The following is an 11,950-nucleotide window of genomic DNA, read 5'->3' as shown; positions in this document are numbered from 1 at the left end:
GCCTATCCGCCATCCGGGGTGGGTCCGTCCGGCGGTTCGGCGCCGGAGTGCTCGGCAGGCACAGCAAGCGGAATTGGGTGTTCCGTGGGGGCGGCCGGCTCTCCGAGCAGCAGACGTTCGAGGTCGGCGCGGTCCGGGAGGTTCCTCGGGCGGGCGGTCTCGCCGCTGCGTACGTACAGGAACGCGGCCGTCACCGACTCCGGGGGGACACCCTGCTGCTCGGCCCAGGCCAGGCGGTAGACCGCGAGCTGGAGGGGGTCGGCGCTGCGGGTCCGGTTGGTCTTCCAGTCGACGATCTCGTACGTCGCGTCGTCCCCGTCGCCTTCCTTGTAGACGGCGTCGATGCGCCCCCGGATCACGCGGTCCGCGATGACGAACTGGAAGGGGACCTCGACGCGGTAGGGGGTGCGGCGGGCGTACTCCGTGCGCTCGAAGGCCTCCTTGAGTGCCTCCAGGTCGCGTTCGTCGGCGATCTCCGCCTCGCCGGGCTCCCCGCCCGGCAGGTCCTCCGGGTCCAGCATCGGCAGCGGCAGCTCCTCGAAGCGGGACTCGACCCAGGCGTGGAACCGGGTGCCCCGGCGGGCCGCGGGCTGCGGCGGGCGCGGCATGGGGCGGGCGAGGTCCTGCGCGAAGCCGTCCGGGTCCGCGGCCAGGCGCATCAGCTCGGAAGCGGTGAGCGAGGACGGCACGGGGACGTCCCTGACCGCCGCACGCGCGCGCAGGAGCTCGCCGGTGAGGGCCTCCAGGTCCCGGTCCCAGGAAGCGAGGGTGCGGGCCTCCTCCGGGGTGAGGCGGGCGCCGGGTGCCGCCGGGCCGGGGCCGGGGTGCGGCGGTTGGTCGGCGGGGTGCGGGCGGGCTTCGGGGGGCGGCGTCTGGTGGGGCACACGCGCGTGGGCGGAGCCGGCCGCGGGCTCAGGGGCTTCCGGGGCCTGGGCCTCTGCGCCGGGGCCGGGCGTGGGGTGCGGGAGCGAGGGGCGCTCCGTCGCGAGGGCGTCCCAGTCCACCGCGGCGAGATCGGCCTCCCCGCCGTGGACGGCGTCCTCGTGGAAGGCCTCGTCGTGGAGTACGTCCTCGTACAGCGCTTCTTCGTGGAGCGCGTCGTCGTACAGCGCTTCGTCGTCCGGGGGCGGCGGCCACTCCGGGTCGTCGGCCAACGGCACATCGTCCCGTGCCGAGGGGTGGGCCTCCGCGTGGGAGCGGGCGGGCTCCGGCGCGCCGCCCTCGCCGGTGAGGCGGTCCAAGTGGTCGAGGACGGTGCGCGCGGCGGCCCGGCGGCGGGCCAGCGCGGCGTCGTCCAGGGGCAGCGGCCAGGCCTGGTCGGCGGAGGCCTCGTGCAGGGCCGGGTTCTCCTCGTCCTCGGCCGGCTTCTCCGCCCAGGCCTCGATCTCGCCGTGGCCCGCCGCGCAGTGGTCGTACAGCGCCCGCAGGAAGTCCGAGGGGCCGCGCGGCTTCTTCTGGGAGGGGCCCCACCAGTGGCCGGAGCCCAGGAGGAGCGAGCGGGGGCGGGTGAAGGTCACGTAGCCGAGGCGCAGCTCCTCGGTGCGCTGGTGGTCCTTCATGGCCTCGTGGAAGGCCTTCATGCCCTTGGCGTCCCATGCCCCGACGTCGGGCAGCGTGGCCGCGTCGCCGCGCAGCCCGTGCGGGACGACCTTGGCCTGCGCGGTCCACTTCTCGCGGCCCTGCCCGCTGGGGAAGGTGCCGTCGACCAGGCCGGGGACGGCGACGACGTCCCATTCGAGGCCCTTGGAGCGGTGGGCGGTGAGCACCTTGACGGTGTTCTCGCCGCCGGGCAGGGCGTTGTCGAGGCCCTTCTCGTACTGCGCGGCGGTGCGCAGGAAGCCGAGGAAGGCGAGCAGGGTGGCGCCGTTGTCGCCGGCGGCGAAGGAGGCCGCGACGTCCAGGAAGTTGGAGAGCGTCTCGCGGCGGCGGGCGGCGAGGGCGCCGGGCGAGGCGGAGAGCTCCACTTCGAGGCCGGTGACGGCGAGCACGCGGTGCAGGACGTCCATCAGCGGGTCGGACAGTGATCTGCGCAGGTCGCGCAGCTCGGCGGCGAGCCGGGCGAAGCGGACCCTGGCGTCGGCCGAGAAGGGCAGCCCGTCGTCTCCCCCCGAGGAGCCGTCGGCGTCCAGCGGCGACTCCAGGAAGGTGTCGAGCGCGTCCGCGAGCGATATCACCTCGGCCGGGTCCACGCCCTCGACGGCCTCGGCGAGGCGCCGGTCCGGGTCGTCGGGGGCGGTGTGCCCGGGCCGCACCAGCAGGCGGGCGCGGCGGCCGAGCAGGGCGAGGTCCCGGGGGCCGATGCGCCAGCGCGGGCCCGTCAGCAGCCGCACCAGCGAGGCGTTGGCCCCCGGGTCCTGGAGGACCTCGCAGACGGCGACGAGGTCGGCCACCTCGGGCAGGTGGAGGAGCCCGGAGAGGCCGACGACCTCCACCGGGATGTCGCGGGCGACCAGTGCGCCCTGGATCTCGGCGAAGTCCGTCGCCGTCCGGCACAGGACGGCGATCTCGCCCGGGGCCTTGCCGGTGCGCACGAGGTGGGCGATCGAGTCGCCCAGCCAGGCGATCTCCTCGGCGTGGGTGCGCAGCAGGGCGCAGCGCACCACGCCGTCGCGCTCGGCGCCGGGGGCGGGGCGCAGGGCCTCCACGCCCGCGTGCATCGCCCGCAGGGGCTCCGCGAGGCCGTTGGCGAGGTCGAGGAGCCGGCCACCGCTGCGGCGGTTCTCGCTGAGCGCGTGGCGGGCGGCGGGACGCCCGTCGGCGTACGAGAAGTGCTCGGGGAAGTCGTCGAGGTTGGCCACCGAGGCGCCGCGCCAGCCGTAGATCGCCTGGCAGGGGTCGCCCACGGCGGTCACGGGGTGGCCCGTCCCGCCGCCGAAGAGGCCGGACAGGAGGATGCGCTGGGCCACGGAGGTGTCCTGATACTCATCCAGCAGGACGACGCGGAACTCGTCCCGCAGGATCTCGCCGACCTCCGCGCGGGTGCGGGCCAGGGTCGCGGAGAGGGCGATCTGGTCGCCGAAGTCGAGGAGGTCCCTGGAGCGCTTGGCCGCGCGGTAGTGACCGACGAGCTCGGCGAGCTCCAGGCGGGCGGCGGCGGCCTCGGGGACCTTGCGCAGGTCGGCGTTGCTGAGCTTGGCGCCGTCCAGGGCGCGCAACAGCTCCGTGTCGTACGCCCGCAGGCGGTCGGGGCTCACGAGGTGCTCGGCCAGCTCGCTGTCGAGGGCGAGGAGGTCGCTGACGAGGTCGGGGAAGGAGCGGGTCAGCGCGGGATAGGGGCCGGGGGCCTCGCGCAGCACGCGCGCGGCGAGCTGGAAGCGGGTGGCGTCGGCGAGCAGGCGGGAGGTCGGCTCCAGGCCGATGCGCAGGCCGTGGTCGGTCAGCAGACGGCCCGCGAAGGCGTGGTACGTGGAGATGACCGGCTCGCCCGCGGGGCCGGCCGGGTCCAGTGCCTCGGGGTCGGTGATCCCGGCCTTGGCCAGCGCCTGCCGGACGCGCTCGGCCAGCTCGCCCGCCGCCTTGTTCGTGAACGTCAGGCCGAGGACCTGCTCGGGGGCGACCTGGCCGGTGCCGACGAGCCAGACCACGCGCGCCGCCATCACCGTCGTCTTGCCCGAACCGGCTCCGGCCACGATCACCTGCGGGGCGGGCGGCGCGATGACGCAGGCCGTCTGCTCCGGGGTGAACGGGATGCCGAGGAGCTCTTTGAGCTGCTCGGGGTCGGTGATACGAGGTGGCACGTCAGAGAGGCTAGCGGTGGCCACTGACAACCGGGGCGGACCCGGCTGCGGGCGGCCACCGCCCGCTCAGCTGAGGCGTGGGCTCAGGAACCCGAGGCCAGCTTCGCCGGGTCGACGACCTCGCTGGCCGGCGGGGCCTTGACGTCGACGCTCTTGCCGTAGTCGCTGAAGGTCACGGTGCCGGGGCCGTCGGCGCCCTTGTTGACGACCTTCAGGAAGTACGGCTTGCCCTCCATCGCGACGTAGAAGGTGGTGGTCTCGCCGCCCTTCTTGCGGGTCAGGACGGCCGCCTTCGCGCCGCCGACCTCGGCGTCGTCCCCGCGCTTCAGCTTCTTGAGGTTCTTGTCGCTGAACATGTCGTCGGGGTTGCAGATGGGCTTGCCGCCCTTGTTGGGCTGCTTCACCCAGCGGCCCTTGAGGAGTTCGGCGGTGGAACCGCCGCCGCTGCTCTCCCAGAACTTGTCGTCGGCCTTGGTGTACGAGGCGTCGCCCGCGGACAGGAACTCGGCCTTGCCCGTCTTGGCCGAACCCATCGTGCCCTTGCAGTCACCCGACTCGGCGACGGCGAACTCGATGTCGCTCACCTCGCCGTTCTGCTTCATCTGGCCCTTCATCCGGTAGGACCCGGCGTCCTTGGAGGCCTTGGAGGCCTTTTCGGCGATCTTGTCGGCGCTCATGCCGTCGAAGGGGTCCGAGTCACCGCCGTCGCCGCCGCAGCCCGACACGCCGATGACGGCGGCGGCACAGACGACGGCCACTGCCAGGAGCTTCCGGTTGGCTGCCATATACGCGTACTCCTCAAAAAGGTGCGCCGAGGGCCGGCACACAGCAAGTTCTTACCGTGACTTTAATTCGGCCATGTGGGTGCTGTGCCCCCCGGGGCTACTCCACGACGTGACGGCCCTCCGGCCGCGCGCTGCACGAGGCGCGGAAGGAGCAGTGCGCGCAGTGCTGGCCCGCGGTGGGCGTGAAGCGCTCGTCGAGGACCTTGCCCGCGGCCGTCGCGAGCAGATCGCCGATCCATTCACCCGAAAGAGCCTCCTGGGCCTGGACTTTGGGGAGGGTGTCGCCGCCGTTCTTCTTGGCGGCTCCCTGACGGAGCTGCACCAGTTCGGCGCCGCCCGGTTCCGGTCGTACGCCGTCGAAGACGTCGTCGGCGGCGCCCTCGCGGAGCGCGAGCTGGTAGACCGCGAGCTGCGGATGGCGGGCCACCTCGGCGCTGGTCGGCGCGTGCTTGCCTGTCTTGAAGTCCACTACGTAGGCACGGCCTTGCGCGTCCTGTTCCACGCGGTCCATCGAGCCCCGCACGCGCACTTCGTAGGGGCCCGCTTCAAGGGTCACGTCGAAGCCGTGCTCGCTGGCCACGGGGGTGCGGCTCGCGCGGTCCATGACGTGCCACTGGAGGAAGCGTTCGAGTGCCACGCGCGCGTGCTCCTTCTCCTGCGCCGACTTCCACGGCGCGTCGAAGGCGAGCGCGTCCCACACGGAGTCGAGGCGTTCCATGAGGACGGCGAGATCGGCGGGGGTGCGGCCGGAGGCGACCTCGTCGGCGAGGACGTGCACCACGTTGCCGAAGCCCTGGGCGGCGGTCGCGGGCGCGTCCGCCTTCACCTCGCGGCCCAGGAACCACTGCAGGGAGCAGGTGTTGGCGAGCTGGTCGAGCGCGCTCCCGGAGAGCACGACGGGCTTGTCGCGGTCCCGCAGGGGGACCTCAGCGGCCGTCGGTTCGTACATGCCCCACCAGCGGTAGGGGTGCGCGGACGGCACGAGGGGGCGGCCGTCGGCGTCGCTCAGCGCGGCGAGCCTGGCCAGGCGCTGGGCCGCCGCCTCGCGCAGGGGCTCGGAGACGCGCGGGTCGACGGTGGTGGCCCGCAGCTCCGCCACGAGGGCGGCGACGGACAGGGGGCGGCGCGGCCTGCCCGTCACGTCCTTCGGCTCGACGCCGAGCTCGGTGAGGAAGCGGGACGGCTGGTCGCCGTCGTCGGCGGGGGCCTTGACCGCGGTCACGACGAGGCGTTCACGCGCGCGTGTGGCGGCGACGTAGAAGAGACGGCGCTCTTCGGAGAGGAGCGCTCCGGGGGTGAGCGGCTCGGCGAGACCGTCCCGGCCGATCCGGTCGGCCTCCAGGAGGGAGCCCCGGCGGCGCAGGTCGGGCCAGAGGCCTTCCTGCACGCCGGCGACCACCACGAGCCGCCACTGGAGGCCCTTGGAGCGGTGGGCCGTCATCAGGCGTACGGCGTCGGGGCGCGCAGCCCTGCGGGTCAGGGTGTCCGCGGCGATGTCCTGCGCCTCGGTCTCCTCCAGGAAGTTCAGGGCGCCCCGCCCGCCGGTCCGCTCCTCGGCGCGGGCCGCGGCGGCGAACAGCGCGCAGACCGCGTCCAGGTCCCGGTCGGCGTTGCGTCCCGCCGCGCCGCCGCGCCGGGCGGTGCGTTCGAGCCGCTGGGGCCACGGTGTGCCGTCCCACAGCTCCCACAGCGCCTCCTCGGCCGTACCGCCGCCCGCCAGGCGCTCACGGGCCTTGCGGAGCAGCGCGCCGAGGCGCTGGGCGCCACGGGCGTACGCGGGATCGTGGGCGACCAGCCGCTCCGGCTCGGCGAGGGCGCGGGCCAGGAGCTCGTCGGAGGGCGGCGGCACGTGGTTGCCCGCCGCCCGCTCCTCCTCACGCAGGGCGCGCCCGAGCCGCCGCAGATCGGCGGCGTCCATACCGGCGAGCGGCGACGTGAGCAGGGTCAGCGCGGTCTCGGTGTCGAGCCAGGCGGGGGCGGTGCGGGGGGCGGCGGCCTCCGGGTCGGCCGCCACCGGGTCGGCCGCCACCGGCTCAGGGGCGGCCTCCACCTCGGTCCCTGCGGCTTCGAGGACCGGCGCGGCCTCCGCCTTCGACACGGCGGCTTCGGGGGCCGCCTCCGACACGGCGGCTTCAGGGACCGGCGCGGCCTCCGCCTCGGGCACGGCTTCCGGCTCCGCCTCCGAGAGCACCGCCTCCGCCACCACCCGCAGGGCCGTCAGCAGGGGCGTCACCGCGGGCTCGTGGCGCAGGGCGATGTCGTCGCCGTCTATCTCCAGGGGGACGCCCGCAGCGCTGAGGCTGCGGCGGACCGCGGGGATCGTGCGGGCGCCTGCGCGCACCAGGACCGCCATGTCGCCCCAGGCGACACCGTCCTCCAGGTGCGCGCGGCGCAGGATGTCCGCGATGTTGTCCAGTTCCGTGCCGGCCGTCGGGTAGGTGTAGACCTCGACGCGGCCGCCGTCGCTGACCGGTGTCAGCTCCCGGTGGGCCCGTACCTTCTCGGCGGGAAGCCTGGTCAGCGGCATGCGGCGGGTGAGCAGCCGGGTGGCGGCGAGCAGTTCGGCGCCCGACCTGCGCGACGTCGTCAGGACCGCGACCGGCGCGGGAGCGCCGTCCGCGCGCGGGAAGGCGTGCGGGAAGTCGAGGATGCCGTTCACGTCGGCGCCCCGGAAGGTGTAGATCGACTGGTCGGGGTCGCCGAAGGCGACGAGGGTCCGGCCCGCGCGGTCACCGTCCGCGCCCCCCGCGCCCTGCGAGCGCCGCGGCCCCCGGTTGCCCGCGAGGGCGTGCAGCAGCCGCACCTGCGCCGGGTCGGTGTCCTGGTACTCGTCGACGAAGACGGCGTCGTACTGCGCGCCGAGCGCACGCTCGACCTCGGGCCGCTGCGCGAGCAGCACCGCGCGGTGGACGAGTTCCGCGTAGTCGAGCGTCCCCTGGAGGTCGAGCACGTCCAGGTACTCGGCGAGGAAGGCCGCGGCGGCCCTCCAGTCGGGTCGGCCGCTGCGGCGGGCGAAGTCGTCGAGGGCGGCCGGGCCGAGGCCCAGCTCACGGCTGCGGGCGAGCACGGCCCGCACCTCGTCGGCGAAGCCGCGCGTGGTGAGGCAGGCCCGCAGTTCGTCGGGCCAGCGGACGTGGCCCCGCCCCTCCTTCGCGAGGTCGATCTGGCCCGCGAGCAGTTCGCGTACCGCCACGTCCTGCTCGGGACCGGAGAGGAGCCGCAGCGGCTCCACGAAGAGATCGGCGTCCTGGTGGGCCCGGACGAGGGCGTAGCAGAAGGAGTGGAACGTCGTGGCCTGCGGGGCGCGCGCCTGCCCCATGCGCAGCGCCATGCGGTCGCGCAGCTCGACGGCGGCCTTGCGGCTGAAGGTGAGGACGAGGACGCGCGCGGGGTCGGCTCCGCGGGCCACGCGCGCGGCGACGGCCTCCACGAGGGTGGTGGTCTTGCCGGTGCCGGGGCCCGCGAGGACGAGGAGCGGCCCCGCCTCGTGGTCAACCACCGCGCGCTGACCTGCGTCCAAGCGAGGGGGCTCCGCCGGGGCCGGCGGTGTGCGCACCAGCCGGTAGGCACCCGGGGCCCCCTGTCGTACCGGGTGGTGCGACGGGTGCCGGAGGTGCCGGGCGGAAGAAGGGGAGCTCACGTGGGTCGCCGGTCCTGGTGGGTGTGCTGGTCGAAGAGCGGCTGCGCGGTGGCCGCGGGGTGACGGGATGCGTGCTGTCGACGCTACGCCAGTGCGTACGGGGGACGCGTGGCTTCCCCCGTACGGGTCACAGGCCCTCCGCCGCGCCCCCGTATGCCGGAAGCTGTCAGGTGTGAGCCTCCGGAGCCTGCGGGCGAGCGACCCCCGCGGTGTCGCCATCCGCGCCGCCACGTGCGAGGCCGCCCCCGCGGCGCCGACCGGACGGCTTGCCTCCGGAGCCGCCGCCGTCCCCGGGGACCACCGCGTCGGTGTCGTCGGTGTCGTCGATCGGCGCGATGTGTGTCACATGCACCACATCCGTCATATTCATCACATCCACCACGCCGGCCACCTCGCCGCCGTCCCATCGCGCCCGCCGCATGTCGAGCTTCGGCACATGCCCCTGGGCGGCGCGCGAGGCCTCGCGCAGGGGTGTTCCCTCCGCGTGGTACCGGTCGAGGGCGCGCAGTTCGCTGCCGGGCAGCAGCACGCCGTCCGAGCGCACGACACGCCACCACGGCACGCCGCTGCCATACAGGGCCATCACACGCCCGACCTGGCGCGGGCCCCCCTCCTCCAGCCATTCGGCGATGTCCCCGTACGTCATCACGCGCCCCGGAGGGATCATCTCCGCGACCTCCAGGACCCGCTCCGCGTACTCCGGGAGCTCCGGTGCGGCGTGGTCGGACGGCACTCGCCCCGTTCGGCTCTCCTCGCTCATCCGGACCATCCTGCCGCACGCCACCGACACGGCAGACAGGCCGCGGCAGAGCGTGCGGCGGCGCACCCGAGGGAGCGACACGTGTCGTTTCGTGACCACTTCGCGTCCTTGCGTTGCCCCCTGATGCCCCCCTCCGGTGATCCGGCATGCCACCATCGTGCGGGCGGTGACTGGTGATACGAGATCAAGAAGAGACGACGGAGCAGCAGGGCGTGCATCCCGATGAGAAGGCGGGCACCTCTGCGTCCGAGTCACACCTGGACACCGGTGCCCCCACCCCGAAGACCGAGGACGGCGCCGGTCCCGACGGCGACATGACGGGCGAAGGAGCCCACACCGACCGCGTGGAGCGCGACGAACCGCTCCTCTCCGCGCGCGTGCACCGCCCTTCCGACCTCATGCGGCTGCTCGTCGGCGTCCTCGCCGTGGTCGTGCTCCTGGCGATCGCCGCGTTCGCGCACGGCACGACCTCCGGCCTCGAACAGGACATCGACAAGGGCACGGAACAGGCCCCCGACCTGCTGATCAAGGTGGCGGGCCTGGTCGCCAGCATCGGCGTCCTGCTCGTCCCCGTCGCCTTCGCGATCGAGCGGCTGATCAAACGGGACGGCCTCCGCATCGCCGACGGCGTCCTCGCCGCCGTCCTCGCGCACGGCGTCACCCTGGCCACCGACCTCTGGGTCGCGAAGGCCGCCCCCGACTCCATCCAGGACGCCCTCACCAAGCCCTCCCCCGCCGACCTCCACGCGTTCACCGATCCGGTGCACGGCTACCTCGCGCCCGTCATCGCGTACATGACGGCCGTCGGGATGTCGCGCCGACCGCGCTGGCGCCTGGTGCTGTTCGTGGTGCTGCTGCTCGACGCGTTCACCATGCTCGTCACCGGCTACACCACACCGTTCTCGATCCTCCTGACGGTGCTCATCGGCTGGACCGTGGCCTACGGAACGCTCTACGCGGTCGGCTCTCCGAACGTGCGGCCCACCGGGCAGACACTGCTCGCGGGCCTGCGGCACGTCGGCTTCCGCCCCGTGAGCGCCGCCCGCGAGGATTCCCCGGACAGCGAGCACGGCGACCGCGGCCGCCGCTACTTCGTCACCCTGGAGGACGGCCCGCCCCTCGACGTCACGGTCATCGACCGCGAGCAGCAGGCGCAGGGCTTCTTCTACCGCGTCTGGCGCAGGCTCACCCTGCGCGGCATCACCCAGCGGCGCAGCCTGCAGTCGCTGCGCCAGGCACTGGAGCAGGAGGCCCTCCTCGCGTACGCGGCGATCGCGGCCGGCGCCAACGCGCCCAAGCTGATCGCCACCTCCGAGCTCGGCCCCGACGCGGTGATGCTCGTCTACGAGCACACGGGCGGCCGCTCGCTCGACACGCTGGAGGACGAGGCGATCACCGACGAGCTGCTGCTCGGCACCTGGCGGCAGGTGCGGGCGCTGCAGTCCCGGCGGATCGCGCACCGCAGGCTGGCGGGCGACGCGATCCTGGTGGATCGTTCCGGCGCGGTGATCCTCACGGATCTGCGCGGTGGCGAGATCGCCGCGGGCGACCTGGTCCTGCGCATGGACACCGCCCAGCTCCTCACCGCCCTCGGCCTGCGCGTGGGCGCCGAGCGCGCGGTCGCGACCGCCGTCGAGGTCCTCGGCCCCGACGCCGTGGCCGACTGTCTGCCGCTGCTCCAGCCGATCGCCCTGACCCGCTCCACCCGCGGCACGCTGCGCAAGCTGGCCCGCGAACGCTCCCAGCGCGAGCGCGAGGCGGTCCTCGAAGCCTCCCGCAAGTCCCGGCAGCACGTCCGCGCGGACGTGGCGGAGGACGGTGACGCACGCACGGACAAGCAGGCGCAGAAGAAGGAGAAGCAGGCCGCCAAGCAGGAGCGGCAGGCCGAGAAGCAGGCCATAGACGACGCCCTCGAACAGGCCCGCGAGGAGGATCTGCTCACCCAGATCCGCCATCAGGTGCTGCTCATCCGGCCGACGGCGCCCGTCGAGCCGGCGCAGCTGGAGCGGATCAGGCCGCGCACGCTGATCAGTTTCATCGCCGGCGCCATCGGCGCCTACTTCCTGCTGTCGCAGCTCACCCACGTCGAGTTCGGCACCCTCTTCCAGGAGGCGCAGTGGGGCTGGGTGGCGGCGGCCGTCGGCTTCTCCGCGCTGAGCTACTTCGCCGCCGCGATGAGCCTGCTCGGCTTCGTGCCCGAGCGGGTGCCGTTCCTGCGGGCGGTGGCGGCGCAGGTCGCCGGGTCGTTCGTGAAGATCGTGGCGCCCGCCGCGGTCGGCGGTGTCGCGCTGAACACGCGGTTCCTCCAGCGCTCGGGCGTCCGCTCCGGGCTCGCGGTGGCGAGCGTCGGCGCCTCGCAGCTCTTCGGGCTCGGCTCGCACATCCTGCTGCTGCTGATCTTCGGTTATCTGACGGGCACGGAGAAGACGCCGTCGTTCACGCCGTCCCGTACCGTCATCGCCGGCTTGCTGTCCGTCGCGGTGCTCGTGCTCGTGGTGACGGCCATCCCGTTCCTGCGGAAGTTCGTCGTCACGCGCGTGCGGTCGCTTTTCGCGGGTGTCGTGCCGCGCATGCTGGACGTCCTCCAGCGCCCCCAGAAGCTGCTGACCGGCATCGGCGGCATGCTGCTGCTCACCCTGATGTTCGTGCTCTGCCTGGACGCGTCGGTACGGGCGTTCGGCAGCGAGGAGATGACGACGCTGAGCCTCGCGAGCGTCGCGGTGGTCTTCCTCGCGGGCAACGCGCTGGGCTCGGCGGCCCCCACCCCCGGCGGCGTCGGCGCGGTCGAGGCCACGCTGACCTTCGGCCTGATCGCGGTCGGCGTGCCCAAGGACGTGGCGGCCCCCGCGGTACTGCTCTTCCGGCTCCTGACCCTGTGGCTCCCGGTGCTCCCGGGGTGGCTGTTCTTCAACCACCTCACCAGGAAGGGCCTGCTCTGAAGCACCCCTGCCACGGCCTCTCCCGGGGCCCCTTCCACGGAGGCGCCGCGCTCCCAGCGGCCCCCTTGCAGGGGCACGGTTCCTCACCC

The 11,950-nt window shown here is 73.9% G+C and carries 5 protein-coding genes; 1 reads left to right on the top strand and 4 read right to left on the bottom strand.

The genetic code is table 11. The features are described 5' to 3' along the window. Nucleotides 1-2 precede the first annotated feature (2 nt). The 4 genes from DCW30_RS18755 to DCW30_RS38240 all read right to left on the bottom strand — a co-directional run bounded on the left by DCW30_RS18755 (nucleotide 3) and on the right by DCW30_RS38240 (nucleotide 8,922). The gene (locus tag DCW30_RS18755) at nucleotides 3-3,737 is read right to left on the bottom strand and encodes an ATP-dependent DNA helicase (protein ID WP_079250013.1); all 3,735 of its coding nucleotides are present in this window, start codon (nucleotides 3,735-3,737) and stop codon (nucleotides 3-5) included. 83 nt (nucleotides 3,738-3,820) lie between these two features. Continuing rightward, the gene (locus DCW30_RS18750) at nucleotides 3,821-4,522 is read right to left on the bottom strand and encodes a hypothetical protein (RefSeq protein ID WP_062782412.1); all 702 of its coding nucleotides are present in this window, start codon (nucleotides 4,520-4,522) and stop codon (nucleotides 3,821-3,823) included. Nucleotides 4,523-4,619: 97 nt separating this feature from the next. After that, complete coding sequence (locus DCW30_RS18745) at nucleotides 4,620-8,162, bottom strand: ATP-dependent helicase (protein ID WP_076684673.1); 3,543 nt, start codon at nucleotides 8,160-8,162, stop codon at nucleotides 4,620-4,622. Nucleotides 8,163-8,328: 166 nt separating this feature from the next. Further along, nucleotides 8,329-8,922: an MGMT family protein gene (locus tag DCW30_RS38240; RefSeq protein ID WP_167552452.1), complete on the bottom strand. Its 594-nt coding sequence runs from the start codon at nucleotides 8,920-8,922 to the stop codon at nucleotides 8,329-8,331. A 173-nt stretch (nucleotides 8,923-9,095) separates the two neighbouring features. Here DCW30_RS38240 and DCW30_RS18735 point away from each other — a divergent pair, with 173 nt between their 5' ends. Beyond that, on the top strand, nucleotides 9,096-11,861 hold the full coding sequence (locus DCW30_RS18735; protein ID WP_076684675.1) for a lysylphosphatidylglycerol synthase domain-containing protein: 2,766 nt from the start codon (nucleotides 9,096-9,098) through the stop codon (nucleotides 11,859-11,861). The last annotated feature ends 89 nt before the right edge of the window (nucleotides 11,862-11,950 follow it).

Origin of the sequence: Streptomyces alfalfae (assembly GCF_004127445.1) — a bacterium.
Classification (GTDB): domain Bacteria; phylum Actinomycetota; class Actinomycetes; order Streptomycetales; family Streptomycetaceae; genus Streptomyces; species Streptomyces alfalfae.
The sequence above is the reverse complement of the archived record's forward strand: the minus strand, read 5'-3'. Positions and strand labels throughout refer to the sequence as shown.